Source organism: Leucobacter sp. gxy201 (genome assembly GCF_051043335.1).
Taxonomy (GTDB): domain Bacteria; phylum Actinomycetota; class Actinomycetes; order Actinomycetales; family Microbacteriaceae; genus Leucobacter.
In genome coordinates, this window is sequence record NZ_JAMXWS010000004.1 from 389,605 (window position 1) to 416,156 (window position 26,552).

22 protein-coding genes and 3 tRNA genes are annotated in these 26,552 nt (G+C 69.3%); 17 read left to right on the plus strand and 8 right to left on the minus strand.

Annotated features, from left to right (window positions below):
* Window positions 1-92 precede the first annotated feature (92 nt).
* Together NHL51_RS09140 and NHL51_RS09145 are read left to right on the plus strand one after the other, a co-directional pair.
* Window positions 93-1,577 (plus strand): CoA-acylating methylmalonate-semialdehyde dehydrogenase, encoded by a 1,485-nt coding sequence (locus tag NHL51_RS09140; protein WP_434143176.1) that lies wholly within the window; start codon window positions 93-95, stop codon window positions 1,575-1,577.
* Window positions 1,578-1,684: 107 nt separating this feature from the next.
* Entirely contained in the window at window positions 1,685-3,076 is a 1,392-nt protein-coding gene (locus NHL51_RS09145) for an aspartate aminotransferase family protein (protein WP_434143177.1), read from the plus strand.
* A 114-nt stretch (window positions 3,077-3,190) separates the two neighbouring features.
* Here the strand turns inward: NHL51_RS09145 and NHL51_RS09150 are convergent, their stop codons facing one another.
* On the minus strand, window positions 3,191-3,643 hold the full coding sequence (locus NHL51_RS09150) for a VOC family protein (protein WP_434143178.1): 453 nt from the start codon (window positions 3,641-3,643) through the stop codon (window positions 3,191-3,193).
* A 162-nt stretch (window positions 3,644-3,805) separates the two neighbouring features.
* Here NHL51_RS09150 and NHL51_RS09155 point away from each other — a divergent pair, with 162 nt between their 5' ends.
* Together NHL51_RS09155 and NHL51_RS09160 are read left to right on the plus strand one after the other, a co-directional pair.
* A complete protein-coding gene (locus NHL51_RS09155) occupies window positions 3,806-4,264 on the plus strand; it encodes a MarR family winged helix-turn-helix transcriptional regulator (RefSeq protein WP_434143179.1) in 459 nt (152 codons plus the stop codon).
* 117 nt (window positions 4,265-4,381) lie between these two features.
* Window positions 4,382-5,596: an MFS transporter gene (locus NHL51_RS09160; RefSeq protein ID WP_434143180.1), complete on the plus strand. Its 1,215-nt coding sequence runs from the start codon at window positions 4,382-4,384 to the stop codon at window positions 5,594-5,596.
* A 466-nt stretch (window positions 5,597-6,062) separates the two neighbouring features.
* On the opposite strand, the gene NHL51_RS09165 is transcribed toward NHL51_RS09160, so the two are convergent.
* The 3 genes from NHL51_RS09165 to NHL51_RS09175 form a co-directional block, all read right to left on the minus strand.
* Window positions 6,063-6,791 carry a CE1759 family FMN reductase gene (locus NHL51_RS09165; protein WP_434143181.1) on the minus strand — a complete coding sequence of 243 codons (729 nt, stop codon included), beginning with the start codon at window positions 6,789-6,791 and terminating at the stop codon, window positions 6,063-6,065.
* Window positions 6,792-6,870: 79 nt separating this feature from the next.
* Complete coding sequence (locus tag NHL51_RS09170; RefSeq protein ID WP_434143182.1) at window positions 6,871-7,326, minus strand: MarR family winged helix-turn-helix transcriptional regulator; 456 nt, start codon at window positions 7,324-7,326, stop codon at window positions 6,871-6,873.
* 52 nt (window positions 7,327-7,378) lie between these two features.
* On the minus strand, window positions 7,379-8,563 hold the full coding sequence (locus NHL51_RS09175; RefSeq protein WP_434143183.1) for a CE1758 family FMN-dependent luciferase-like monooxygenase: 1,185 nt from the start codon (window positions 8,561-8,563) through the stop codon (window positions 7,379-7,381).
* Window positions 8,564-8,681: 118 nt separating this feature from the next.
* Between NHL51_RS09175 and NHL51_RS09180 the strand changes: the two genes are divergently transcribed.
* The 5 genes from NHL51_RS09180 (at window position 8,682) to NHL51_RS09200 (ending at window position 14,767) form a co-directional block, all read left to right on the plus strand.
* On the plus strand, window positions 8,682-10,085 hold the full coding sequence (locus NHL51_RS09180) for a glutamate decarboxylase (RefSeq protein WP_434143184.1): 1,404 nt from the start codon (window positions 8,682-8,684) through the stop codon (window positions 10,083-10,085).
* 352 nt (window positions 10,086-10,437) lie between these two features.
* Window positions 10,438-11,103, plus strand: coding sequence for an ATP-binding cassette domain-containing protein (locus NHL51_RS09185; RefSeq protein WP_434143185.1), 666 nt, complete (start codon window positions 10,438-10,440; stop codon window positions 11,101-11,103).
* A gap of 77 nt (window positions 11,104-11,180) precedes the next feature.
* Window positions 11,181-13,454, plus strand: a complete 2,274-nt coding sequence (locus NHL51_RS09190; RefSeq protein ID WP_434143186.1) for a YhgE/Pip family protein — start codon at window positions 11,181-11,183, stop codon at window positions 13,452-13,454.
* Window positions 13,455-13,513: 59 nt separating this feature from the next.
* Window positions 13,514-14,080 (plus strand): TetR/AcrR family transcriptional regulator, encoded by a 567-nt coding sequence (locus tag NHL51_RS09195; RefSeq protein ID WP_434143187.1) that lies wholly within the window; start codon window positions 13,514-13,516, stop codon window positions 14,078-14,080.
* A gap of 201 nt (window positions 14,081-14,281) precedes the next feature.
* Entirely contained in the window at window positions 14,282-14,767 is a 486-nt protein-coding gene (locus NHL51_RS09200) for a hypothetical protein (protein WP_434143188.1), read from the plus strand.
* Between the two features lie 8 nt (window positions 14,768-14,775).
* On the opposite strand, the gene NHL51_RS09205 is transcribed toward NHL51_RS09200, so the two are convergent.
* Entirely contained in the window at window positions 14,776-15,984 is a 1,209-nt protein-coding gene (locus NHL51_RS09205) for a pyridoxal phosphate-dependent aminotransferase (RefSeq protein WP_434143189.1), read from the minus strand.
* 182 nt (window positions 15,985-16,166) lie between these two features.
* Here NHL51_RS09205 and NHL51_RS09210 point away from each other — a divergent pair, with 182 nt between their 5' ends.
* From NHL51_RS09210 to nusG, 4 genes are all read left to right on the plus strand, one after another.
* Window positions 16,167-18,551, plus strand: a complete 2,385-nt coding sequence (locus NHL51_RS09210; protein WP_434143190.1) for a chitobiase/beta-hexosaminidase C-terminal domain-containing protein — start codon at window positions 16,167-16,169, stop codon at window positions 18,549-18,551.
* Window positions 18,552-18,745: 194 nt separating this feature from the next.
* A tRNA-Trp gene (locus tag NHL51_RS09215) sits at window positions 18,746-18,821 on the plus strand.
* A gap of 50 nt (window positions 18,822-18,871) precedes the next feature.
* Window positions 18,872-19,147 carry a preprotein translocase subunit SecE gene (secE, locus tag NHL51_RS09220; protein ID WP_434143191.1) on the plus strand — a complete coding sequence of 92 codons (276 nt, stop codon included), beginning with the start codon at window positions 18,872-18,874 and terminating at the stop codon, window positions 19,145-19,147.
* Window positions 19,148-19,205: 58 nt separating this feature from the next.
* Complete coding sequence (gene nusG, locus NHL51_RS09225) at window positions 19,206-20,024, plus strand: transcription termination/antitermination protein NusG (RefSeq protein ID WP_434143192.1); 819 nt, start codon at window positions 19,206-19,208, stop codon at window positions 20,022-20,024.
* 145 nt (window positions 20,025-20,169) lie between these two features.
* On the opposite strand, the gene NHL51_RS09230 is transcribed toward nusG, so the two are convergent.
* Window positions 20,170-20,664: a hypothetical protein gene (locus tag NHL51_RS09230; RefSeq protein ID WP_434143193.1), complete on the minus strand. Its 495-nt coding sequence runs from the start codon at window positions 20,662-20,664 to the stop codon at window positions 20,170-20,172.
* A gap of 271 nt (window positions 20,665-20,935) precedes the next feature.
* Here NHL51_RS09230 and NHL51_RS09235 point away from each other — a divergent pair.
* The 4 genes from NHL51_RS09235 to NHL51_RS09250 all read left to right on the plus strand — a co-directional run bounded on the left by NHL51_RS09235 (window position 20,936) and on the right by NHL51_RS09250 (window position 24,667).
* Window positions 20,936-21,007 (plus strand) — tRNA-Thr (locus NHL51_RS09235).
* A 34-nt stretch (window positions 21,008-21,041) separates the two neighbouring features.
* Window positions 21,042-21,115, plus strand: a tRNA-Met gene (locus tag NHL51_RS09240).
* A 154-nt stretch (window positions 21,116-21,269) separates the two neighbouring features.
* Entirely contained in the window at window positions 21,270-23,492 is a 2,223-nt protein-coding gene (locus tag NHL51_RS09245) for an esterase-like activity of phytase family protein (protein ID WP_434143194.1), read from the plus strand.
* Window positions 23,493-23,674: 182 nt separating this feature from the next.
* Window positions 23,675-24,667, plus strand: a complete 993-nt coding sequence (locus NHL51_RS09250) for a diacylglycerol/lipid kinase family protein (RefSeq protein WP_434143195.1) — start codon at window positions 23,675-23,677, stop codon at window positions 24,665-24,667.
* Between the two features lie 138 nt (window positions 24,668-24,805).
* Here the strand turns inward: NHL51_RS09250 and NHL51_RS09255 are convergent, their stop codons facing one another.
* Both NHL51_RS09255 and NHL51_RS09260 read right to left on the minus strand, forming a co-directional pair.
* Window positions 24,806-25,621, minus strand: coding sequence for an ABC transporter permease (locus NHL51_RS09255; protein ID WP_434143196.1), 816 nt, complete (start codon window positions 25,619-25,621; stop codon window positions 24,806-24,808).
* Window positions 25,622-25,630: 9 nt separating this feature from the next.
* Window positions 25,631-26,515 carry an ABC transporter permease gene (locus NHL51_RS09260; RefSeq protein ID WP_434143197.1) on the minus strand — a complete coding sequence of 295 codons (885 nt, stop codon included), beginning with the start codon at window positions 26,513-26,515 and terminating at the stop codon, window positions 25,631-25,633.
* Window positions 26,516-26,552: the final 37 nt, after the last annotated feature.

A 26,552-nucleotide genomic window follows, 5' to 3' on the forward strand; every position in this document is an offset into this window, starting at 1 on the left:
GATGGTGTGCGTCTGGCCTCGCCCGGTAGCCGCTGAAATACTGAATCCCAGACGGAGCGGTCGGCTCCGACATCTTGATCGAAAGGAACATGATGGCACGCATTCCTCACCTGATCGGTGGCGAGAAGGTGGACGCGGCGGAGCGTCTGCAGCCGGTGTACAACCCCGCGACCGGCGAGGCCCAGCACGAGCTGAGCATCGCTTCGGTCGCAACCGTCGACGAGGCCGTCGCGACCGCGAAGGCGGCGCTGCCGGCGTGGCGCGCGACCAGCCTGACGAAGCGCGCCAACGTGTTCTTCAACCTGCGCCAGTTGCTCAAGCAGCGTTCGCCCGAGCTCGCAGCGCTCATCACGAGCGAGCACGGCAAGGTGCTCTCGGACGCGGGCGGCGAGATCGCGCGCGGTCTCGAGAACGTCGAGTTCGCAGCTGGCCTCCTCCACCTCCTCAAGGGCGAGCGCGATGAGCAGGTCTCGACCGGCATCGACGTGCACTCGGTGAAGCAGCCCGTCGGCGTCGTCGCGGCCATCACCCCCTTCAACTTCCCGGCGATGGTGCCGCTGTGGATGGTCTGCAACGCCATCGCCTGCGGCAACACCGTCGTGCTGAAGCCGTCCGAGCGCGACCCCTCCGCCCCGCTCTTCATCGCCGACCTCTTCCACGAGGCCGGCCTCCCCGCCGGTGTGCTGAACGTCGTGCACGGCGACAAGGTCGCGGTCGATGCGCTGCTCGACAACCCCGATGTCAAGGCGGTCTCGTTCGTGGGCTCGACCCCGATCGCCCGCGCGATCTACACCCGTGCCTCGGCCAACGGCAAGCGGGTGCAGGCCCTCGGCGGCGCGAAGAACCACATGCTCGTCATGCCCGACGCGGATCTCACCGTCACCGCCGACGCCGCCGTCTCGGCCGCGTACGGTTCGGCCGGCGAGCGCTGCATGGCCGTCTCGGTGCTCGTCGCCGTCGGCGACATCGCCGATCGCCTGATCCCCGAGCTCAAGACCCGCATCGCGGCGCTCAAGATCGGCGACGGCACCGACCCCGCATCCGAGATGGGCCCGCTCGTCACCCGCGAGGCCAAGGAGCGCGTCGAGTCGTACGTCGCCGGCGCTGCCGCCGAGGGCGGCGAGGTGCTCGTCGACGGCCGCGAGCAGCAGTTCGAGGGCGACGGCTTCTTCACCGGGGTCAGCCTGATCGACCACGTGAAGACCGACAGCAAGGTCTACCTCGAGGAGATCTTCGGCCCGGTGCTCGCCATCGTGCGCGTCGACAGCTACGAGGAGGGCGTGAAGCTCATCAACGAGCACCAGTTCGGCAACGGCACCGCGCTCTTCACCCGCGACGGCGCGACCGCCCGCCAGTTCGAGTTCGAGGTCGAGGCCGGCATGGTCGGCATCAACGTTCCGGTCCCGGTCCCGGTCGGTTCGTTCTCGTTCGGTGGTTGGAAGGATTCGCTCTTCGGCGACACCCACATCTACGGCCCCGAGTCGATCAACTTCTACACCCGCTCCAAGGTGGTCACCACCCGCTGGCCGAACGCCGACCAGTCGCGCGTCGACCTCGGCTTCCCGAGCAACCACTAGCGATCCCCGCATACACGAAGCGCGGTGATAATGGAGTCGGGGCCGAAGAATCGGTCCCGACTCCGCCGCGCTTCCGCGACAGCTCACAGTTCTAAGGAGAAACAACCATGGCCGACTTCATCGACCTGAACGGTGCCGAGCAGAGCTTCGGCGATTCCGAGGCGCAGCGCAAGGTGCGCGCCGAGGACAAGCAGTACGTCTTCCACTCGTGGTCGGCGCAGAACAAGATCGATCCGCTGCCGATCGCCAAGGGCGAGGGCGCCCGTTTCTGGGATTACGACGGCAACGAGTTCCTCGATTTCTCGGCGCAGCTCGTCAACCTCAACCTCGGCCACCAGCACCCGGGCCTCGTCAAGGCGATCCAGGAGCAGGCGGGCCGCCTCGCGACCATCCAGCCCGCCGTCGCCAACGACGTGCGCGGCGAGCTCGCCAAGCGCATCGTCGAGCACTCCTTCGAGGGTGCCCGCTCGGTGTTCTTCACCAACGGCGGTGCCGACGCCAACGAATACGCGATCCGCATGGCGCGCCATCACACCGGCCGTCAGAAGGTGCTCGCGCGCTACCGTTCGTACCACGGCTCGACCGCGACGGCCATCACCATGACCGGCGACCCCCGCCGCTGGAACAACGGCGTGCTCGACGCGAACGTCGTGCACTTCTTCGGCCCCTACCAGTACCGCTCGGAGTTCTACTCGGAGACCCCCGAGCAGGAGACCGAGCGCGCGCTCGCGCACCTCGAGCACACGATCGAGCTCGAGGGTTCGAACACCATCGCCGCGATCATCCTCGAGACCGTCACCGGCACCAACGGCGTGCTCGTGCCGACCCCCGGCTACCTCGCCGGCGTGCGCGCGCTCTGCGACAAGTACGGCATCATGATGATCTGCGACGAGGTCATGGTCGGCTTCGGCCGCATCGGCGAGTGGTTCGGCTACCAGGCCTTCGACGTCACCCCCGATCTCGTGACCTTCGCGAAGGGCGTCAATTCGGGCTACGTGCCGCTCGGCGGCGTCGTCATCTCCGAGGCGATCCACAACACCTTCGGCGACCGCGCCTTCCCGGGCGGCCTGACCTACTCGGGGCACCCGCTCGCCTGCGCCGCGGGCGTCGCGACCTTCGACATCTTCGAGGAGGAGGGCATCCTCGAGCGCGTGCGCGACCTCGGCGAGCGCGTCGTCGGCCCCCGCCTCGCGGAGCTTGCCGAGAAGCACAAGTCGATCGGCGAGGTGCGCGGTCGCGGTCTCTTCTGGGCCATGGAGCTCGTCGTCGACCGCGAGACCCGCGAGCCCCTCGTGCCGTACAACGCGGCGGGCGAGGCAGCGGCGCCGATGAACGCGGTGGTCGCCGCCTGCAAGCAGGCCGGTCTCGTGCCGTTCGTGCACTTCAACCGCCTGCAGGTCGCACCTCCGCTGGTCATCAGCGAGGAAGACCTCATCAAGGGTCTCGACATCATGGATGCGGCCCTCGACGTGGCCGACGGCTACTACACCGGCAACTGATCCGGATCCAGCCGCCGACCGGCTGCAGGCCCCGATCCCTCGAGCGATATTCGCCAGGGATCGGGGCCTGCGCCGTCTCCGCGGGCATCGCGCCGCGGGGCCGTTCGCCGGGTGCTACACCTCGGGCACCGCGTCGGGGCCCGCGCCGTGCTCGTCGAGATACGCTTCGGGGCCCTGCTCGGCGGCCTGCGGCTCCATGAAGTTGAACTCGATGATGTTGCCGTCGGGGTCTTCCATGCTGCGCTGGTACATGAAACCGTAATCCTGCGGCTCGCCGTTCTCGCTGCCGCCGGCCGCGAGCCCGGCCTCGACGGTCGCATCGACGTGGGCGCGGGAGTCGCGGGTGAGCGCGACGATCACCTGCGCGCTCGTGCGCGGGTCGACGATCTGCTTGTCGGTGAACTGCGAGAAGTGGGCATGGGTCAGGATCATGAAGTACGTGCGTTCGTCCCAGACGATGCACGCCGCGTTCTCGTCGGTGAAGAGCGGGTTGATCTCGCAGCCGAGCGCCGTGTAGAAGCCCTTGCTGCGCTCGAGGTCGGTGGTGGTCAGATTGACGAAGATCATGCCGGGCTCCTGGGGGTCGGGTCTCTCGGGTCGGCCGGGTGGCCGGATGGAACCCAGAATCGCAAGCTCCGGCCCCCGGGTCAATGCGCAATCGCCGTGAGAGAGTCGTCCTCGTACAAAATAGATAGGGATACGATGTAATCGGTGCTAGGATTCATGAACATGAGCGGAACAAATGCGGCAACCTCATCGGATATCGATGCGATCGCCCTCGCGCTCACGCGCAGCGCCGGCCGATTCTCGAAGATCGTCGGGCGCATCCCCGGCAACGCGTACTCGCCGATCGCCTGGCGGGTGCTCGTCGAGCTCGACTCGGACGGGCCCGCCCGCATCAGCGAGCTCGCGCACCGGCAGCGCATCGCGCAGCCCTCGATGACCGGCCTCGCCCAGCGCCTCGAGGGCGAGGGGTGGGTCGAGCGCCGCCCCGACCCCGCCGACGGGCGCGCCACCCTCGTGCGCATCACCGCCGCCGGGCGCGAAGCGCTCGACGACTACCGGCGGTCCGCCGCGTCGCGCGTGCGCCCCCACCTCGCCGACCTCACCGACTTCGACCGCGCCACGCTCGCCCGCGCGGCCGAACTCATGCAGCAGCTCAGCGAGCGCATCGAACCGCACGGCTGAGCCCGCCGACCCAGAACCCTGCAGCACGACGACCCGAAGGAGCCTCCCACGTCTTCCACCGCCGCACCCCCGACCGCAGCCGCCGACCGGCCCTCGATCTTGCGCCAGCCCCTGGCCGTGTGGGCCATCGCATTCGCCTGCACCGTCTCGTTCATGGGCATCGGGCTCGTCGACCCCATCCTGCCGGCCATCAGCAATGAGCTCGAGGCCACCCCGGGGCAGACCATGTGGCTCTTCACCAGCTACCTGTTCATCACCGGCATCGCCATGTTCTTCACGAGCTGGGTCTCAGGTCGCATCGGCGTGAAGAAGACGCTCATCGCGGGCCTCGTGCTCGTCGTCCTCTTCGCGGCGCTCGCCGGGGCCTCGGGCTCGGTCGACGCGATCATCGGATTCCGCGCCGGCTGGGGTCTCGGCAACGCGCTCTTCATCTCGACAGCGCTCGCCGCCATCGTCGGCGCCGCATCGGGCGGGGCCCGCCAGGCCATCGTGCTCTACGAGGCCGCGCTCGGCGTCGGCCTCGCGACCGGCCCGCTGCTCGGCGGTCTGCTCGGCAGCGTCTCGTGGCGCGGACCCTTCTTCGGCACCGCGGCGCTCATGGGCATCGCCATGATCGCGATCATCGCCATGCTGCGCACGCCCCAGGGCGCGCCGGCGCCGCAGCGCGTCTCGATCGCCGCCAGTCTCCGGGCCCTGCGCCACCCCGCCCTGCTCGCGCTCGCCGCGGTCGCGCTCTTCTACAACTTCGGCTTCTTCGTGCTGCTCGCCTACAGCCCCTACCCGATGGAGGCCGCCGCCGCGGCCCACGGCCAGGAGTTCGGCGCGCACGAGCTCGGGCTCGTCTTCTTCGGCTGGGGCCTCGCGCTCGCGATCACCTCGGTGCTGGTCGCACCGATGCTCACGCGCCGCTTCGGGCTGCGACCCGTGCTCTTCGCGATGCTCTCGGGGCTCGCGGTGTGCCTCGTGCTGCTCGGCCTGCTCGTCGAGCACCTGACCGGCCTGATCGCGGTCGTCATCGCCGCCGGCCTCCTGCTCGGCGTCATGAACACGGCGCTCACCGAGGCCGTGATGGAGGCGACCGACCTGCCCCGCAACGTCGCCTCGTCGGCCTACTCGGGCGTGCGGTTCATAGGCGGTGCCGTCGCCCCCGCTGTCGCCGGGCCCATCGCCGTCGCGTTCGGCGCCGGCGTGCCGTACTGGGTCGGAGCCGCCTCGGTCGTCGTCGCGATCGTGGTGCTCATGCTGTCGGGCCACCGCCTCGCGCATATCGGCCGATCGCACGAGAGCGAGGTCGGCGAGGCCGCGGCGATCGCGGTGGGCGACGCGGCGTAGGGGGCGTGATCCCTGTCGGCTCGCCGCCCGAACCGCTCTGCTTTCGCCCTCTCGAAGGCGGCCGTCGCCGTTCAACGTGCTTTCGGCCGGAGATCTGACATTCCGCCAGGGATCGGCCGTATCTTCAGCCGAAGACATGCGGTCGGGCGGTGCTTCTCCTGCTTTCCGCCCCGCTGGCGCTGTGGCGCCAGCGCGTCTCGCGCGGAGCGCTGGCACGTTCCGCTCCTAGCGATCCGCGCACTCCGTGGGCTGCCGCCGTGTGCGGCAGCGGGCGTGGAGCCCGAACGCGATGCGTTCGACCTCAGCGCCCGCCCCGCGCTTCGCTCCGTGGGTCGCGGCAGTGGCCGCGGCGGGCTCGCGCCGAAAGCTGGCGCTTCCGGCTATGCTCGCCCGCCCCGCGCTTTGCTCCGTGGGCTGCCGCCGTGTGCGGCAGCGGGCGTGGAGCCCGAACGCGATGCGTTCGACCTCAGCGCCCGCCCGTCGCCATGCGCATGAGGTCGCTGTTCAGGTCGATGCCGAGCTCCGTGCCGCCCGCGCTGCCGTACGAGTGCTGGTACGACCCCCACGAGTCGCCGCGCACGGACTCGCGGAAGCCGGCGGCGACGAGCGCCACCAGCTCCGTCGCGACGCGCTCGATGCGGCCGCCGAGCCCGCGATCGTTCCAATCCTCCGGCGAGGCGAACAGCGACGTCGGCACGGTGATGGTGCGCAGGTACGAGAACAGGCCGCGCAGCTGGTCGTCAACCACGAGCGCGTGGCGCGGGCTGCCGCCCGTCGCCGCCAGCGCGACCGGAGTCCCGATCAGCAGATCGTTGTCGAGCACCTGGAAGAAGGCGCTGAACAGTCCGCTCGCGCCCGCCTTGTAGACGGGAGTCGAGGCGACGATCGCGTCGGCGTCGCGCATGATGTCGCTCGCCGCCTGCAGTTCGGGCGATACGTGCTGCGACACGAGCGCCGTCATCACGTCGTCGGCGATGGCGCGCAGGTCGACGAAGCGGATCTCGAGCGCTATGCCCTGGCTCGCGGCGAGCGACGCGGCCTTGTCGGCGACGCGATTGGCGAGCATCGTCGTGGTCGATGGGTCGCTCGTGCCGGCGCTCACCACCGCGAGCCGTTTGGTGCGGGGCTGCCCGGCATCGCCGGAGTCGATGCCGTCGATGCCGTCGAAGTCGATGCCGTCGTAGGGGGCGTTCATGAGGTGCTCCTCGAGAGAGTTCGTGGGGTGAAAGGTGAGTGCGGGCGGCCCGAGTCAGGGATCCCTGACCGGCCGTCGCTCAGTCTGCGGCGGGGGAGGCGCCCGCGGCGAGCTTCCGGGCGAGGCGCCCGAGCTCGCGGATCTCGTCGATCGACAGTGCCGCGGTCAGCTCGCGGGCGACGCTCTTGGCATGCGCCCGGCCGGCCTCGCGCTGCACGCGCGCGCCCTCCTCGGTGAGCGAGACGCGCACCGCGCGCCCGTCGGTCGCATCGGTCTCGCGCGAGACGAGGCCGCGCTGCGCGAGGCGCTCGATCATGCGCGAGAGCGCCGGCTGGCTGAGCAGCACCCCGCTCTGCACCTCGCAGATGCGCAGCGGCTCGCCGCTCTTCGCGAGCGTGTAGAGCACGTCGTATTCGCGCATGTTCACGTCGCTCCACATGCCCTCCGAAGCGAAGAGGGCCATGAGCCCCGCGTGGGCCGACATGACGGCCTCCCACGATTCGTTCGCGAGGCGGATGTCGGTGCGGGGGCTCATGGTGCGTCCTTCGGCGTAGGTGGGGCGGTCGGGTGCGGGCGGCAGGGTCGGCTCAGAGGCCGAACGACGCGCCCTGCTTCATGGGCGAATCCTGGTAGGGGGAGCCGCCGGTGACATTATCGCCGCGATTGGCGTTCGGCTTCGGCTGGCGCGGCGCCTCATCACCGTACTTCGCCTGCACGAGGTCGGCATGCGACGGCGACTCGGGCACCTCGGGGCCGCGATCCTTCGCATACTCTTCGCGCAGCACCGGGATCACGTGCTCGCCCAGCAGATCGAGCTGCTCGAGCACGGTCTTGGTGGGCAGGCCCGCGTGGTCGATGAGGAACATCTGGCGCTGGTAATTGCCGAAGATCTCGCGGAAGCCGAGGGTCTTGTCGATGATCTCCTGCGGGCTGCCCACCGAGAGCGGGGTCTGCCGCATGAAATCCTCCATGCGGGGGCCGTGCCCGTAGACCGGCGCCTCGTTGAAGTAGGGGCGGAACTGGTCGAGGGCGTCCTGCGACTTCTTGGCGATGAAAGTCTGCCCGCCGAGGCCGACGATCGCCTGCTCCTTCGTACCGTGGCCGTAGTGCTCGAAGCGCTCGCGGTAGAAGTTGATGAGGCGCAGCGAGTGCTCGCTCGGCGCGAAGATGTGGTTCGAGAAGAATCCGTCGCCGTAGTAGGCCGCCTGCTCGGCGATCTCGGGGGTGCGGATCGAACCGTGCCACACGAACGGGGGCACGTCGTCGAGCGGGCGCGGGGTCGACGTGAAGCCTTGCAGCGGGGTGCGGAAATTGCCGTCGTAGTCGACGACGTCCTCGCGCCACAGGCGGTGCAGCAGGTTGTAGTTGTCGAGCGCGAGCGGCAGCGACGAGCGGATGTCCTTGCCGAACCACGGGTACACGGGCGCGGTGTTGCCGCGGCCGAGCATGAGGTCCATGCGGCCCTTCGCGAGGTGCTGCAGCATCGCGTACTCCTCGGCGATGCGCACGGGGTCGTTCGTCGTGATGAGCGTGGTGCTCGTCGACAGCTTCAGCGTCTTCGTGAGCGCCGCGATGTAGGCGAGGAAGGCCGTTGGGCTCGACGAGAAGAACGGCGGGTTGTGGTGCTCGCCGATCGCGAAGACGTCCATCCCGACCTCTTCGGCGTGCACGGCGATCTCGGCGAGGCCCTGGATGCGCTCGGCCTCGCTCGGGGTCTCTCCGCTGACCGGGTCGCGGGTGACGTCGCTGACGGAGAAGATTCCGAATTCCATGGCTCCAACTTTCTGTGACGGTACGTCAATTATATGCGTGTGCATGTAAATAACGGAACCCCTGCCCCAGGTATTCCCGGCCGTTCCCAACTCCGATGAAATGGCCTAGTCTGAGGCCATGCCTCACCTGTTTCGGCCCGGCTCAGAGCAGAGCGTCGGCGCCCAGATCGATATCAGCCCCGTGTTCGTGCGCCCCGGCGAGGCGACGACGCTCTCTAAGTACGAGCTGCCCGACGGGCTGATGGCGCCCGACACCGCCTATCAGATCGTGCACGACGCGGCGATGCTCGACGGCAACTCGCGCCTCAACCTCGCCACCTTCGTCTCCACCTGGATGGACGAGAACGCGCAGAAGCTCTACGCCGAGTCGGCCGACAAGAACATGATCGACAAGGACGAGTACCCGGCGACCGCCGACATCGAGGACCGGTGCTGGCGCATGCTCGCCGACCTCTGGAACGTGCCCGACACGGGCGACACCATCGGCACCTCGACGATCGGCTCCTCCGAGGCGTGCATGCTCGGCGGCCTCGCCCTGAAGCGCCGCTGGCAGGAGGCCCGGCGGGCGGCGGGCGCATCGACCGAGCGCCCGAACCTCGTGCTGTCGGCCGGGGTGCAGGTCGTGTGGGAGAAGTTCTGCAACTACTGGGAGGTCGAGCCGCGCTACGTCCCCGTGACCGAGGAGCATCTGGTGCTCGACGGCTTCGAGCTCGAGCGGTACGTCGACGAGAACACGATCGGCCTCGTGGCCATCCTCGGCCAGACCTACACGGGCCTCTACGAGCCGGTGCGCGAGATCGCCGCGAAGCTCGACGAGATCGAGAAGGCCACCGGGGTCGACGTCAGGATCCACGTCGACGGCGCATCGGGCGCGATGGTCGCCCCGTTCTGCCAGCCCGAACTCGAGTGGGATTTCCGGGTCGACCGCGTGAACTCCATCAGCACTTCGGGGCACAAGTACGGGCTCGTCTACCCGGGCGTCGGCTGGGTCGTGTGGCGCGACAAGGCGGCCTGCCCCGAGAGCCTCATCTTCCACGTCAGCTACCTCGGCGGCGACATGCCGACGCTCGCGCTGAACTTCTCGCGACCGGGCTCGCAGGTGCTGCTGCAGTACTACCAGTTCTTGCGTCTCGGCCGCGAGGGGTACCGGCAGGTGCAGCAGGATTCGCTCGACGTCGCCCAGTACCTCTCGGCCGCGATCGCCGAGATGGGGCCGTTCGAACTGGTGAGCCGCGGCGATACGATTCCGGTGTTCGCCTGGCGCCTGAAGCCGGGGCCCGCGAAGAACTGGGACCTGTACGACCTCGCCGACCGCCTGCGCATGCGGGGCTGGCTCGTGCCCGCGTACCCGATGCCCGACGACCTGGCCGAGCTGGTCGTGCAGCGCATCGTCGTGCGCCTCGGGCTGAGCCGTGACCTCGCCGGCTACCTCCTCGATGCGATCCGTGAAGAGGTCGCCTTCCTTGAAGCGCTCTCGGCGCCGCTGCCGCGCGAGGCGGCGGGCACGAGCTTCGCCCACTGAGCCCGGGGGAGCGCGTCCCGCCTGCCCTGCCCTGTCCCGCCTGCCCGAGCTGTCCCGTCCGGCCCGCGCTGTCAGCCCTGCCGTGCCTGCCCCGTCCGGCCCGTCCTGATCCCTCGCGGTTCTTGCGTTCGCCGGGTACCCGAAGCGCGAGCGTATAGCTCGGTCGCTGTGATTCGCCTATCCAGTGGTGCGTCGGCTATCCGGTGGGCGTCCGGGGGCGAGACTGGCGGGGGCCGGAGCCGTCGAGCCCGGCGAGGCTGAACGCCGGCTGGGTGTCTTCTTGACGCACGCGCATCTTCGTTTTAGACTGACTAGTCAGTTCAGAAAACGCAATCATCCGTGAGGAACCAACGTGAGCACATCGGAAATCGCACCGATCCTCGACCTGCAGGGCGCCGGCGTCAGCGCGAAGCGCGGCACCGTCTTCGGCCCGCTCTCCACGACCAGCGCGCGCCCCGTCACCGTCGTGCGCGGCACCACCGGCACCGGTCGCACCTCGCTGCTGCTCAGCATCGCCGGCCGCATGCGCCTGACCGAGGGCGCACTGAGCACCCTGGGCGAGTCCGGGCTCTCGAGCATCCGCGAGCGCGTCGGCATCGTCGGCTTCGCCGAGATCGACGCCCTCGAGCCCGCCGTCACGCTCGGCGCCACGCTGCGCGAGCGCCTGTCGTGGGCCATTCCCTGGTACCGCCGTACGCCCCGTATGACCGACGAGCTGGCCGCGGACCTGCTCGGCGGCGCCTTCGGCGAGACTCCGCTGCCCGCGCACGAAGACCTCGTACGCGAACTGAACGCGCATGAGCAGATGCTCGTGCGCATCGCCCTCGCGCTCATCGACGGCCCCGAGATGCTCGTCGTCGACGACTTCGACGCGCTGCGCGATCCCTCCGACCGCGCGCTCGTCGCCGGCCGGCTGAACGCCCTCGCCGCGAACGGCATGCCGATCGTGCTCGCGACGAGCGACCCGGGCGACGTCGGCCTCTTCGCCGAGCACGACCCGGCCGTCATCGAACTCTAGGCGACGGGCGGCCCCGGCCCGATCGCCGGCCCCGCCCCTCGCGCCACCGCACGTCACCAGCAGAAATCTGAAAGCACATGTCACTCTTCACGCGCAGCACCGAGCTCAAGCGCTTCCGCCAGGGCGTACTGCCCAAGATCGCGCTCGCAGTCCTCCTCGTCATCCCGCTCATCTACGGCGCCCTCTACCTGTGGGCGTTCTGGGCGCCGACCGAGAACATGAACCGACTGCCCGTCGCGATCGTCAACCTCGACGAGTCGGCCGAGGCGCCCGACGGTTCCGAACTCGCCGCGGGCGACGACGTCGTCACCGAGCTGCAGAAGGGCGGCGACCTCGACTGGAAGCCGCTCTCGGACGCCGATGCACAGACCGCGGTCGCCGACGGCGACGTCTACTTCGCCGTGACGATTCCCCGCGACTTCTCGCAGACCCTCGCAGGGCTCCAGGACGATCCGAAGGCCGGCCAGCTCGAGGTCGTCTACAACGACAACAACTCGTTCCTCGCGACGACCCTCGGCAAGACGGCCATGGTGCAGTTGCGCGACGCGGTCGCCGAGACCACCACCCGCACCGCGGCCGAGCAGGTCATGGTCGGCGTCGAGAAGCTGAGCAACGGTACGCGCGACGCGGCGAGCGCCGCCGGCACGCTCGAGACCGGCACGAAGGCCGTCGCCGACGGCAGCACCCAGCTCAGTGCCGGCCTCGGCGAGCTCGCCGACGGCACCGCGCAGATCGTCGCGAAGTCGCCCGAACTCGTCGACGGCACGAACCGCCTCGCGACCGGCCTCGGCGCGGCGAGCAGCGGCAGCGCGCAGCTGAGCGATGGCCTTTCGCAGCTCAGCGCCGGTTCGGCGGAGCTCTCGGGCAAGACCGGCTTGCTCGCCGGCGGTGCCTCGCAGCTCAGCGCCGGCGCTACCGACCTCGCTTCGGCTTCAGGCACGCTCGCCTCGGGTGCCACGCAGCTCTCGGATGCGATGCAGCAGCTCGGTGGAGGCACCGCTTCGCTGAATGCCGGTGCCTCCGAGCTTTCGGCGAATACCCCGGCCCTCAGCGCCGGTGCCGCGCAGGTCTCGGGCGGTGCGGCCACGATCGCGCAGCTCGCTGCCGCGAACCCGGGCATGACGCTCGCCGAGCTCGACGCCGCGCTGCAGACCCAGGGGTCGTCCCTTCAGGCCTTCGCCGCAGGAGCGGCCCAGGTGAGCGCCGGCGCTACGGCTGTGCAGGCGGGCTCCGAGCAGCTCGCGGCCGGTGCCGCCACGCTCGACGCCTCGACCCAGGAGGTTGCGGGCAAGACCGGCGAACTCGCCGACGGTGCCTCGCAGCTGAGTGCCGGTGCGACGCAGCTGAGCGCCAAGTCGGGCGAGCTCGCGGGCGGTGCCTCGCAGCTCGCCGGCGGCGCGGCGACGCTCTCGTCGAAGACCGCCGAGGCGCATTCGGGAAGCAGCGAACTCGCGGCGGGCGTCGCAACCGCCTCCGACGGCGCGAACCAGCTCGCGGCCGGGGCCTCGCAGCTCGCCGACGGTGCGACGAAGCTCAACGACGGTGCGCAGCAGGCATCCGAGAAGTCGGGTGAGCTCGCGGAGGGCGCGTCGAAGGTGAGCAGCGGCTCGGCGACCTTCGCCGACAAGCTCACCGAGGGCGCCGCCGAGGCGCCGGCCTTCGCGAAGGGCCAGCCCGAGAAGATCGCCGAGACCATGGCCGCCCCGATCGAGCTGACCGAGGTCACCGAGAACGAGGTGCAGGGCTTCGGCGAGGGCTTCGCCCCGTTCTTCATCGCGCTCGCATCGTTCGTCGGCGCGCTCATCACCTGGCTCATCCTGCGGCCGATGCCGCGCCGCCCCTTCGCATCGAACGTGTCGGGCCTGCGCTCGGTGCTGACCGGCTTCTGGCCGGCCGCGCTCATCGGACTCGGCCAGGTCGTCGTCATGATGCTCGTGCTCGTCTACGGCATCGGCATGCAGCCCGTGCACTGGTTCGGCATGGCCTCGTTCATGCTCCTCGTGACGCTCGCGTTCCTGGCGCTGCAGCAGATGTTCATCGCCGTGCTCGGTACCGCGACCGGACGCGTCGTGAGCCTCGTGCTGCTGATGCTCATGTTGTCGTCGTCGGGCGGCACCTACCCGGTCGAGACGACGCCCGCGTTCTTCCAGGCGCTGCACCCGTTCATGCCGGCCTCGTACGTGGTCGACGGTCTGCGCCAGCTCATCGGCGGCGGCATCGACGGTCGATTCTGGGGGTCCCTGCTCGTCATGGTCGGTGTGCTCATCGGGTCGCTCGCGATCAGCGCGATCGCCGCCCGGCGCCAGAAGGTGTGGACGATCGGTCGTCTGCATCCTGAACTGGCGATCTAAGTCGGGAGCCCCGGGCGGCGATCTCACGATCGCCGCCCGGATACGAGAGGATTGAGAGCATGGCACGCGGGAAAACGAAGCAGCTCATCGTCGATGCGGCGGTGCAGGTCGCCGCGCAGCACGGCATCAGCGGTGCATCGATGGATCTGATCGCCGAGACGGCTGGCGTCGCGAAGGGCAGTCTCTACTACAACTTCGCGTCGAAGGATGCGCTGTTCGCCGAGGTGATGCGCGACGGCTTCGAGAAGCTCGGCGCGACCATCGACGAGGCGCACGCCCGAACGGTCGAGAACGGCGACGCGACCGGTCTGCCCCGTGCGGTCGCCGCGGCGACGCTCGAAGGGCTGCGCGGCAACCTCGACCTCGCGAAGCTCATGGCCTCCGAGGTGTTCCGCACCGATCGCGCCTGGGCCGAGATCATGGAGCACGCCCGGTCGTCGGTCGTCGTGAAGTACCGCGATGCGCTGCGCGAGGCGCAGGCCGCCCGCGGCGACGACGGCGAGATCACCGAGACCGCCGGAGCCGCGTTCTTCGGCGCGATCGCGGGAGCCTGCCTCGACTGGCTGCTGTTCCGCCCCGAGCAGCCCGTCGAACAAGTGCTCGACCAGGTGCTGCGCGCGTTCTGACGGGTGTCCGCGCTCCGCTGCGCCGTGTGCTCTGCTCGGCGGAGCGCTCCGCCCTGCAGGGGAGCGGAGCATGCGCGCTATCAGCCTCGAAGCTGAGGGCGTTCACTCCGACGGCTGATGCCTCGAGAGCACCGCATCTCTAACGTGGAAGGTACCCGGTCACCGATACCGATACCGACCACGGAACCCCAGGGGGCGCGCATGATCGAACAGCTGCAGGAATTCGCGAACGGCTTTCCGGAATGGTCGCGCGGTCTCGCCGTGGCGCTCATCGCGGCGATCCCGTTCGTCGAGTCGTACTTCGGCTCGGCCATCGGTGTCGCGATCGGTCTGCACCCGGTCGCCGCGATCTCGGCCGCCGTCATCGGCAACGCCGCCTCGATGCTCGCGTTCGTGCTCGGCGCCGATGCGACGAGGCGCAAGGTGCGCGCATCGCGCGGTAGCGCCGATGAACCGCTGACGCCGCGCAAGGCGAAGGTCAAGCGCATGTTCGACCGCTTCGGCGTTCCCGGGGTCTCGCTGCTCGGCCAGACGATGCTGCCGAGCCAGATCACCTCGGCGGCGATGGTCGGGTTCGGCGCCTCGCGCAACGCCGTGATCGCGTGGCAGATCGTGTCGATCGTGCTGTGGGGCGTACTCTTCGGGATGCTCGCGCACCTCGGCGTGGGCTTCGCGGTCGGCGCGTAGTCTGCGGGCTACTCCGCTTCCGACAGCAGCTTCTCGATGCGGCCGACACCCTCGACGATCGCCTCGTCGCCGAGCGCGTAGCTCAGGCGCAGGTAGCCGCTGCGGCCGAAGCCCTCGCCGGGCACCGTCGCGACCTCGGCCTCGGTGAGGATGAGGTCGGCGAGCTCGAGCGTATTCGCCGGCGTGACGCCGCGGTAGGTCTTGCCGAGCGCGGCGGTCGCGTCGACGTAGGCGTAGAAGGCGCCCTCGGGCATCGGGCAGTGGAACCCGGGTACGCGGCCGAGCGCCTCGACGATCAGGCCGCGGCGGCGCTCGAAGGCGACGCGCATGTCCTCGGCCGCCTGCTGCGAGCCGTTCAGCGCCGCGATCGCCGCGCGCTGCGCGATGTTGTTCACGTTCGAGCACAGGTGCGACTGCAGGTTGGCCGATCCCTTGATGATGTCTGCCGGGCCGACCATCCAGCCGAGGCGCCAGCCCGTCATCGCGTAGGTCTTCGCGACGCCGTTCACGAGGATCGCGCGATCCTGCAGCGCGGGTGCGGCCTCCACGATCGAGAGTGCGCGCCCGCCGTTGTAGACGAGGTTCTGGTAGATCTCGTCGGCGACGACCCACAGGTCGTGGCTCTCGGCCCACTCGCCGATGGCCCGCGTCTCCTCGGCCGTGTACACGGCGCCGGTCGGGTTCGACGGCGACACGAACAGCAGCGCCTTCGTCCTCTCGGTGCGGGCGGCCTCGAGCTGCTCGACCGTCACCTTGTAGCCCTGGTCGGCGCCGGCGAAGACCTCGACGGGCTCGCCGTCGGCGAGACGGATCGCTTCGGGGTAGGTCACCCAGTACGGTGCGGGTACGAGCACCTCGTCGCCCGGATCGAGCAGCACCTGGAACGACTGGTAGACGGCCTGCTTGCCGCCGTTGGTGACGACGACCTGCGACGGCTCGATGTCCCAGCCCGAATCGCGCGCGGTTTTCGCGGCGATCGCCTCGCGCAGCTCGGGCAGGCCCGTCGCCGCGGTGTAGCGGAAGTTCTTCGGGTCGTCGAGGGCGGTGCGCGCGGCGTCGATGATGTGGGCCGGCGTCGCGAAATCGGGCTCGCCGGCGGCGAAACTGATCACATCGCGGCCCTCGGCCTGCAGCGCCTTGGCCTTCGCATCGACCTTGAGGGTGGCGGACTCGGCGATCGCGCCGATCTTCTTCGACAAACGGGAGATGTTGCTCACGTCTGCAAGCCTACGGCACCTGCCCCCGGCGCGTGCGAGTGGAGCACGGGTGAAGTTCTCGCCGAATGCGTTCACGGGGCCGTTACGCGGCGGCAGAGCTCCCGTCACCTTGTATTGACAACTTTGATGCGGGGCGAAATCGCCTCTATCGAGCATCACGGAATCGAGCATCGGAGCAGTACATGGGGAAGCGTTGGATCGCGACGGTCGTGTTGGGGGCGTCGGCACTGATCGTCGCGCAGGGAGCCGGGCCGGGTGTGCCGTCAGCCGCGGTCGTCGCGGCGAGCGGGGGCGCCGCGCCCTCGGCGAGCATCGAGAGCGGCCGCTACGTGGGCGCCCAGGTCGTCGAGCTCGCGGCCGATGCGGGGGCCGAGATCCGCTACACGCTCGACGGCACGCTCCCGACGCGCGCGAGCGCGTTGTACGAGGCACCCGTCACGGTCTCGGAGTCGGCGAATCTCACCGCCGTCGCCTTCACCGACCGCGGCGAGAGCCGGCCGGTGATCCGGGGCATCCTGATCAAGACCGAGGAGGCTCCGCTCGCGCAGTTCGCGGTGATGAGCGACATCCACCTCTCCTCGGACAGCGAGGACCAGGTGGTGAAGTGGCAGAGCTACTTCGACACGCTGCAGCGCGTTGCACCGGTCCTCGACGCGATCGTGTCGAACGGCGACCAGATCAACGACAACGATTTCGACAGCGCGAGCGACCACCGCTACCCCCGCGCGATGCTCGAGCAGAATCTCGAGCGCACCGGCATGGTCGGCACCGACGTGCTCATGACCTTCGGCAATCACGACGACCTCGTGACCCGCATGGCCGAACAGTACCCCGACGAGTGGTTTCCGGGCGATACCGGCTACTACGAGGCCGAGATCGGCGGGTTCCCCGCGTTCGTCGTGAATACCGAGGCCTGGAACGCGCAGCAGGCGGGCTGGCTCTACGCGAGGCTCACCGAGCTCTCGAACGACCCCGCGACCGCGGGCGCTCCGGTCTTCGTATTCGGTCACCGGCCGCTGCCCGACACGGTGTGGGATGGCGCCCAGGCGTCGAACGCGGGGCTCAGGAGCAACCTCGCCGACTTCCCGCAGGTGGTCTACTTCTCGGGGCATTCGCACCTGAACATCAGCGATGAGCGCTCGATCCACCAGGAGTCGTTCACCTCGATCAACGAGGGCTCGATGTCGTACGAGGAGATCGACAGCATGTACCAGGCGTTCGGCGCCGGGCTCGCGAGGGAGCACACGGTGCCGACCGCGCAATCGGTCGTGGTGGAGGTGTACGGAGACCGCGTCGAGGTCGATCGCATCAACTACGCGGCCGACGCCGGCCGCACCTACGACGACACCGGGGCCTGGAGCTTCCAGAAGCAGCCGCCGTTCGCTTCGACCGGCACGCTCGCCGGGCCGAGCTGGGTGATCGGCAGGGGCGAGGATCCGCAGGCCGTGCAGGCCGGGTTCACGTACACCGCCGCGAACCGCAACGCCGTCGCTCCCGACTGGGGCGATGCGGCGCCGACCGTGAGGCAGACGGTGGCCGGGCCGGTGCTGCGGCTGCCGCAGGCCCGGGACGACCAGTTCGTCAACGACTACACGGTCGAGCTGCGGGATCTGGAGACCGGTGCGGTCGTCGAGCTGATCCCTGCCGGGCAGCGCCTCTATGCGGAGTACGTCGTGGCGCCCCGCCCGTCGGTGCTCGACGTGCCGCTCGCGGTGCGCGAGGGCGGCAGAGTCGGCGGGACCGTGCAGCAGGCGCTCGTCGACGGCCGCGCGTACGAGGCGACGCTCATCGCCCGCGACTCGTACGGCAACGAGAGCGCCGCGCGGGCCATCGAGTTCGTGGCAGGGGCGCTGGATCGCACCGCACTCGACGCCGTCGCCGCGCGCGTCGAGGAGCTCGCGGCGACGATCGAGCGGGTGCTCGGCGCGACGACGCCCGCCGAGGAGGGCGACTACGGCTACGCGATCGCCGATGCCGCAGCGGCCGAGCAGCTCGTCGCGGATGCGCGAGGGATAGTGGGGGCGGAACCCGCGACCCAGGACGCGGTCGATGCGGCGGCGCTCGATGCCGAGGCCGCGGCGGTCGCGCTCGAGCGGGCGCTCGTCGCGGTAGACCGCGCCGGTCTGGTCGATGCCATCGCGCGCGCCGAAGCCGTGCTCGAGGGGGCAGAGGGCGCAGGCGGCGGTGCCGCTGACGACGGTGCGGCTGACGACGCCCTGCGCGACGCGATCGCCGAGGCGTCCGGGGTCGTCGAGGCGCTGAATCGGTCGCAGGCGCAGCTCGATGAGGCCACGGCCGTGCTCGAGACCGCGCTCGAGGCGTACCTCGAGGGCGGCTCCGGTGCCGACGGTGTCGACGGTGTCGACGGTGCGCACGGTGCCGACGGTGCCGACGGTGCGGACGGTGCGGACGGTGCGGCGGGCGCCGCAGGCGGCTCGGCACCCCTCGCCGCCACGGGCGGCTCGGCCGAGGCGGTCGCCGGGTACGCCGGTGCCGCGGGGCTGCTGCTCGCGGCGGGTGCCGGCGCCGTCGCGCTCGGTCGCTGTCTCCGTTCGAGCGGGGAGTGACCCGCGGGGCGGCCCGATGCATCGATCGGGCCGCCCCGGGGCACCGCGCCCGGGCGTACGCGCGCGGTTCGACATCCCGGGCTGGATCGCGTAGAGTGTTCTCAGGTGATTGACTTTCACCAGAATTTTCTGTGCCCGAAGTAGTTTTTCAGCTGCGATGGTGTGAGATGGTTCTGGAGGAGTTCGTTCTCCATAGGGTGGTGGCGCAATTGGTAGCGCAACGGTCTCCAAAACCGTAGGTTGCAGGTTCGAGTCCTGTCCGCCCTGCCACGTTGCCGTTCGATACCCAGTGGTATCGGCGGCGTGATGAAAGGACGTGCATGAGCAGCGGAGAAGTCGAGGAAAGCGGCGGCGGTCTCGTCGAGCGTGCCAAGGCCGATCGCGCAGCCAAGCGCGGTCTCTTCGGCCGCATTATCCTGTTCATCCAGCAGGTGATCGCGGAGCTCAAGAAGGTCGTCACGCCGACGCGCAAGGAGCTGATCAACTACACCATCGTCGTGCTCGCGTTCGTCGTGATCATGATGCTGCTCGTGTGGCTGCTCGACCAGGCGTTCCTCTGGTTCACCCTCTTCGCATTCGGCACTCCGGTCGGCTGATTCGCCGCCGAGCGCGAGCGACAGACCCCCGAATCCTCAAGCAAAGTAAGGCATGGAAATGACGAGCGAGAACACCAACAACCCCGAGGCCGACCTCAACGCGGTACTCGACGCGATGGTGCTGTCGGAAGATCCCGTCGCCGATGCCGCAGTGACCGACGCCCTCGAGATCGACGATGCCGCAGAGGCCGCTGCCGCCGCCTCCGCGATCGTCGACGAGGAGTCTGAGGAAGAGGCTGTCGACGGCGAAGCCGCCGCGGCCGAAGACCCCTACAAGGCGTTCAAGAAGGATCTGCGCCGCCGCCCGGGCAAGTGGTTCGTGATCCACACCTATGCCGGCTACGAGCGCAAGGTGAAGTCGAACCTCTGGAACCGCCGAGAGGTCATGGGCGCTGTCGACGACATCCACGAGATCCAGGTCCCCATGGAAGAGGTCATGGAGGTCAAGAACGGCCAGCGCAAGATGGTCACCCGCGTGCGCATCCCGGGCTACGTGCTCGTGCGCATGAACCTCAACGAGATGACCTGGGGCGTCGTGCGCCACACGCCCGGCGTGACCGGCTTCGTCGGCAATGCGAACAACCCCGTGCCGCTGCGCCTGAACGAGGCCTTCGAGATGCTCAAGAGCACCGTCGAGCTCGAGCCCGCCGCAACGGCGAAGGGCAAGGCCGCCGCGACCGCAGTCGCCCAGGGCAATGTCGAGATCGACTTCGAGATCGGTGAGACCATCACGATCAAGTCGGGCTCGTTCGAGGGCCTCCCGGGCACCATCAGCGAGATCAATCCCGCGTCGGGCAAGCTCACGGTGCTCGTCTCGCTCTTCGAGCGCGAGACCCCGGTCGAGCTCAGCTTCGATCAGGTCACCAAGGTCGTCTGACTCGTAGACCCTGCGGTCCACTGCGTGCGAGAACGTCCGCGCCCTCTTCGGAAGGCGCGGGCGTTCTGCGTTTCCGGGGCGCGCCCCGCGGGATCGCCTCGGGGAGCGTGCTGGGCGAGCGCGGCGCTGGGAGCAGCGCCGCTCGCTACTCGCCGGCCGGCGGGGTCGCGAGCGGGTGGCGCACCATCTGCGGAGCGTCATCGAGGTACTCGTCCTCCTCGACCCGTTCGCGCACGTCGGCGTAGGCGATGCCGATCGCGAAGATCACGAGCACGAAGGCGATGATGCCGAGCGGGTTGCAGAGCGCGATCGACATCTCCGACGAGAACGCCGACCCGCTCCAGTGCCCGAGCAGCGACACGAGCCCGTCGGGGGTGCTCTCGGGCGCCGTGAAGCCGAATCCGATGGCGCACGCCCATGACAGGATGAGCGTGACGGTCACCGAGCGGCGGTTCCGCTTGCCGAGGCGCTTCGTCACGACGAGGCGGTGCGCGAGCCAGATCTGCAGCGCCGCGTACGCGAAGCCGATGGTCGCGACGAACCAGAGCGAGAGGGGCCCCATGATGCCGAACGGCCAGCGGCCGATCGACATCCACAGTGCGAGCAGCACTCCGACGACGCCTACGATGCGGCTGTTCACGCGACCTTCTCCTTCTCGGCCGGCACTCTGCGGGGTGAGCGCTCGGCGGGTTCGGGGAGAGCGGCGGGCGGGTGCCCTGCGATGCTCGATCCCTCCCCTCGAGTCTAGTTCGCGGCGGCATCTACGGGCTCCGATTCGCCAGGGATCGTCGCGCCCACGCATGCGACACGCACGGGCGACGCAGCATGCCCGCCCGATTTCGCATCGCGCCGGGAATGGTGTTATTCTTTAACGGTTGTCGCCGAACGGGTCTGCCCGAGATGGCGACTTCGCCCTGATAGCTCAGTGGTAGAGCACTTCCATGGTAAGGAAGGGGTCGCCAGTTCAATCCTGGCTCGGGGCTCTGACTCTCTGGCCCGCCTCGTGCGGGCCAGTTTGGCTGAGTAGCTCAGCTGGTTAGAGCGCACGACTCATAATCGTGAGGTCGCGGGATCGAGCCCCGCCTCAGCTACAGAGAGTCACGAGTGAAACCCCCGGTCTTCCGGGGGTTTCGTCGTTCTCGGGGGAGCCCCCGCGCTGTTCACCTCGCCGCTACCCGGGCGACGTTCTCCGGCTACGCGGCTCTGGTGTGATCGAAGCGATTCTGCTTCGAGAACGAAAGGCCCGTGGTGCCTCGACCTGCTCTGCTCACGATGATCGCCGCCGCCCTCGGCGTCGCCTCGCTCACGCTCACCGGCGCGACCGCCGCGCTGGCGGCTCCCGACGCCGCCCCGGCGGCCCCGAACCTCAAGATCAATGAGATCGAGACCGATGGGGGGCCCGACTGGGTCGAGCTCATCAATCTCGATGCGGTGCCGGTCGATGCCTCGGGCGTCACGGTGACCGACCGTGAGAACGCCGCGACGAAGGCGATCCCGGCGGGCACGGTGATCCCTGCGGGCGGCGTCACCCTGCTCGAGGGCGACGACGTCTTCAAGTTCAAGAAGAACGATCGCCTCGAGCTCTTCGCCGCGGACGGCACGACGCTGCTCGACTCGTTCGAGTGGGGCGACCACCACCTGAGTACCTGGGGCCGCGTGCCGAACGGCACCGGCGACTTCGCGGCGCAGGCGACGAAGACTCCCGGCGCGCTGAACCCCGAGGGCGGCACCGGGGAAGAGGGTCCGGGCGACGCCGCCGCGATCACGATCAACGAGGTGACCTCCGAGAACGTCGCCCCGTACCGAGACGCCTTCGAGCTGTTCAACAGCGGTGACACCGACATCGACGTCGCCGACTGGCTCCAGGCCGACAGCGGCAGCGCACCCGCCGCGATCATTCCGCAAGCCGGCAGCACCGTGGTGCCCGCGGGCGGCTTCCAGATGTTCCTGTCGAATCAGGGCCTGAGCTCCGACGGAGACTCGGTGCGCCTCTTCCTGCCCGACGCGGTCACGCTCGTCGACCAGGCGACCTGGGGCATGAACGACGCGCAGCCCGGCTCGTTCAGCCGCTGCGGCGACGGATCGGCCACCTGGCTGCACACCGAGAGCAACAGCTGGGGCGAGTCGAACGCCGAGGCCTGCAGCGGCCGCATCATCGACCTGAGCGGCGACAGCGACGTGCCCTGCCAGACCGAGCCCGCCTCCGACCTCGCCGCCGAGATGCCCGGAGGCATCGCCTGGCCCGGCAGCCGGGATTGGCGCACCGCCGACAACCAGTGCCAGTTCGACTCGGCTGTCTCGGGGCAGGACGTCTCGGGCCTCGACATCGACCCGAACGAGCCGGGCGTCATGTGGGCCGTGAAGAACAAGAACCATCTGTACCGCCTCGTGCAGCAGGGCGACCTCTGGGTGAAGGATCGCGCGAACGGCTGGGCCGAGGGCAAGGCGCTCGTCTTCCCGGGACAGACCGACCCGCTCACGAGCCAGCCCGACACCGAGGGCATCACGGTCGGCCCCGACGGGCTGCTCTACATCACCACCGAGCGCGACAACGTCGACAAGAACGTCGCCCTCGACAGCGTGCTGCGCTTCGACCCGAACGAGGCGGGCTCGGTGCTGCACCCGACCGCGCAGTGGGATGTGACGGCCGACTTCGCGGGCGTCATCGACCCCGGAGTGAAGGCCGACGCGAACCTCGGCTTCGAGGGCATCACGTGGGTGCCCGACGCATTCCTCACCGCGCAGGGCTACATCGACGAGAGCACGGGCGCGGGCTACGACCCCGCCGACTACCCGCACCACGGCGACGGCCTCTTCTTCCTCGCGCTCGAGAAGAACGGCAATCTCTACGCCTACGCCCTGGGCGAGGACGGTGCGACCGCCGACCGCGTCGGCGTCGTCGAGTCGGGCATGCCGCGCATCGCCGAGGTGCAGTGGGACGGCGACAACGGCCGTCTCTGGGCCGTCGCCGACGACAGCGTCGGCGGTTCGGTCACGCTCATGAAGCCTTCGGGCGGCGACTTCGTGGTCGACCGGGTCTTCAATCGCCCGACCGGGCTCGAGAACCTCAACCTCGAGGGCTTCGCGCTCGCCCCCGACTCGAGCTGCGTCGAGGGGCAGAAGCAGGTCGTGCGCTCGGACGACGGCAACAACGGCGGGCACTCGCTGTGGGCGGGCACGGTCGACTGCGACCTGGCGCTGGGCGACGGCACCGACGGCGGTGCCGGTGGTGCCGCTGATGGCGGTGCCGGTGGTGCTGCCGATGGCGGTGCGGCTGGCGCCGGCACTGCCGGTGCCGGCGAAGGATCGGCCGCCGTCAGCACGACCGCGAGCCCGCAGACGCTCGCGTCGACCGGCGGCGGCCTCGGCGGGCTGACCGCCCTCGCAGCCGGCGCGCTGGTACTGCTGCTCGCGGGCGCCGCGCTGCTCGATGCCCGTCGCCGCACCGGGGCCCGCCGTACCCGCTGACCCGTCGGGGCCAGCGCAGGCCTTGAGCAAGGAACTCGGCGCTCGGGGCGGGAGCCGCCTCGCGTCCGGCGGCTCCCAGGAACTTCCCGGCGTTTCCGAAGCCGGCCGCGGAGCGCGCGGGCCCATCGGGTGCGAGACTCGACGCATGCGCGAAGTCCGCGCCCGTCGAGAGGAGCCCGACAGTGAACGGCACGCATATCGGAGTGGTCTGGAACCCTACCAAGGTCGAGCGCGCCGAACTCGACGCGGCCTTCGATGCGGCGCGCGGCGGCGCGAACGGTGCGCGCATCGGCCGGGTCGACTGGTTCGAGACGCAGGAGGACGACCCGGGGAGCGCTGCGGCGCAGCGGGCGCTCGACGCCGGCGCCGAACTCGTGCTCGCAGCCGGCGGCGATGGCACGGTGCGCGCGGTCGCCGAACGGCTCGCCGAGCGCGCGGGCTCGGGAAACGGAGCCGAGATGGGCATCATCCCGCTCGGCACCGGCAACCTGCTCGCGCGCAACCTCGACATCCCGCTGAACGACATCGCGGCGGCCCTCGACCGCGCGCTCACCGCCACCGCGCAGCCGCTCGATGTCGGGTGGGTCGAGATCACGGGCCCGGAGACCGTCGAGAGCTCAGCAGCCCCCGATCGGCACGCATTCGTGGTGATGGCCGGCTTCGGCATCGATGCGCACATGATCGTCGAGACCGACGACGGCCTCAAGAGCAAGGCGGGCTGGCTCGCCTACGTCGAGTCGATCGGCCGGGCGGTCTCGGCGAGCGAGGTCATCGGCCTGGGCATCGCCCGCGACGGCGGCGAGGCGGCCCGCGACGAAGCGCACACGCTCATCGTGGGCAACTGCGGTACGCTCCAGGCCGGCATCACCCTGCTCCCGGACGCCGACCCGCGCGACGGCAGCCTCGACCTGCTGCTGCTCCGTTCCGACGGCGTCGCGGGGTGGCTCGATACGCTCCGCAACCTCACCTGGGACAACGGACTGAAGCGTCTGCTGCCCGGCGCCGGCGATCCCGAGGACGACGCCGAGAGCACCGACTCGACGGCCCACGGCAGGGCGCGGTCGCTCGTCGTCGAGCTCGACGAGCCGCGCGTGTTCGAAGTCGACGGCGACGACCTCGGCGAGACCGTCCGCATCGCGATCGAGGTGCAGCCGGCCGCGATCCAGGTGCGCTGAGTCGCCCGGGTCACACCCCGAAGCACCGGCTTCGCATCGAAATGCCGAGGTCGTACGTCATTCGTGTGAATAACGTACGACCTCGGCAGCAGTGCGCGAACTCGGCGCGGGGGGCGAGCCCCGACGGCCCCCGGCCTGCTACTTCAGCTGCTTCGCCGCCTGCGCGGACGCGCGCTGCGAGAAGTAGACCGGAATGAGCGACATCAGGATGATGACGGTGGCGACCACGTTCACCTGGTTCGCCTCGTTGGGGCGGCCCATCTGGTTCATGAACCACAGCGGCAGGGTGTCGACGCCCGGGGGAGCGGTGAAGATGGTCACGTAGACCTCGTCGAACGACAGGGCGAAGGCGAGCAGGCCGCCGGCGATGAACGCGCTGCGGAACTGCGGGAAGGTGACCTGGCGGAAGGTCTGCATGATGCCCGCGCCGAGATCCATCGACGCCTCTTCGAGGTTGGGGTTCATGCGGCGCAGGCGCGCGATGACGTTGTTGAACACCATGACCACGCAGAAGGTGGCATGGGCGATGATCATGCCCATGTAGCCGACCTTGATGCCGATCGGGTCGAGCACCTGGTAGAAGGTGTTCGACAGGGCGACACCGGTGACGACGCCCGGCAGGGTGATCGGCAGGATGATGATGAGGTTCACGGTCTCGCGGCCGTAGAACTTGAAGCGCTGCAGCGCGAACGCCGAAAGCGTGCCGAGCAGCAGTGCGATGGCGGTGGCCGCCGAAGCGACGATGACCGAGTTCAGCACGGCGGCGTGCATCGCCGGGTTCGTGAGCGCCTTCTCCCACCAGACCAACGAGAAGTCGACGACGGGCCAGCCGGCGACGCGGTTCGCGTTGAACGAGTTGATGACGATCACGAACAGCGGGATGTACGTGCAGATGATGATGAGGGCGGTGATCACCGAGAGCGTGATCTTGGTGCCTCGACCGAGACGCAGCATGGCGGCCTCCTAGATGTTCTCGATGGCGCCGCTCTTGCGAACGACGAGCAGGTAGACCACCACGATGACGATGGGCACGACCGAGAAGGCGGCGGCGACGGGTGGGTTGAGGTTGATGTTCGATGCGATGATCGTGCCGATCATCTGCGTCGAGCCGCCGACGAACTTCGCGGCGAGGTAGTCGCCGAGGCTCAGCGAGAAGGTGAAGATCGACCCGGCGATGAGGGCGGGCTTCAAGAGCGGCAGCACGACGGTGAAGATGGTGCGCACGCCCTGGGCGCCGAGGTCGGCGGAGGCGTCGAAGAGGTTGTTCGAGACCTGGCTGACGGCGGTGTATACCGGGATAGCCATGTACGGGAACCAGAGGTAGACGAGGGCGACGATGGTGACGAAGACGCCGTAGCCGGGGCTCGTGATGCCGAGAGGGCCGAAGACCGAGTTGATGAAGCCGCCGTCCGAGAAGACGATGCGCACGGAGAGGATCTTGACGAGGTAGCCGGCCCAGAGCGGCAGGGTGACCATGACGGCGAGGGTGGCGCGCTGCCAGGGGCGTGCGATCTTCGCCATGTAGATGGCGAGCGGCACGGCGAGGGTCGCGCAGATCGCGGTGACCGCGAGGGCGATACCGAGGGTGCGCAGCGCGGCCGAGAGGTAGGCGGGCACCGTGACGATGCTGGTGAAGTGCTCGAGCGTGAAGCCGGGCTTCACCTTCGACGTGAAGGGGTCGGTCTCCCAGAACGCCGTGATGAGCATCAGGATGATGGCGAGGATGTAGACGCCGACGAGCCAGACCATCGGCAGCGTCAGGAGCGCGGCGAGGCGTCCTTTCGGATGCCGGTGCAGGGCCGAGGAGACCGGCTTGGGGCGGGTCTCGAAGATTTTGGGAGTCGACACGACGAGTCCTTACGTGAGCGTGCTGTCGATGGAAAAG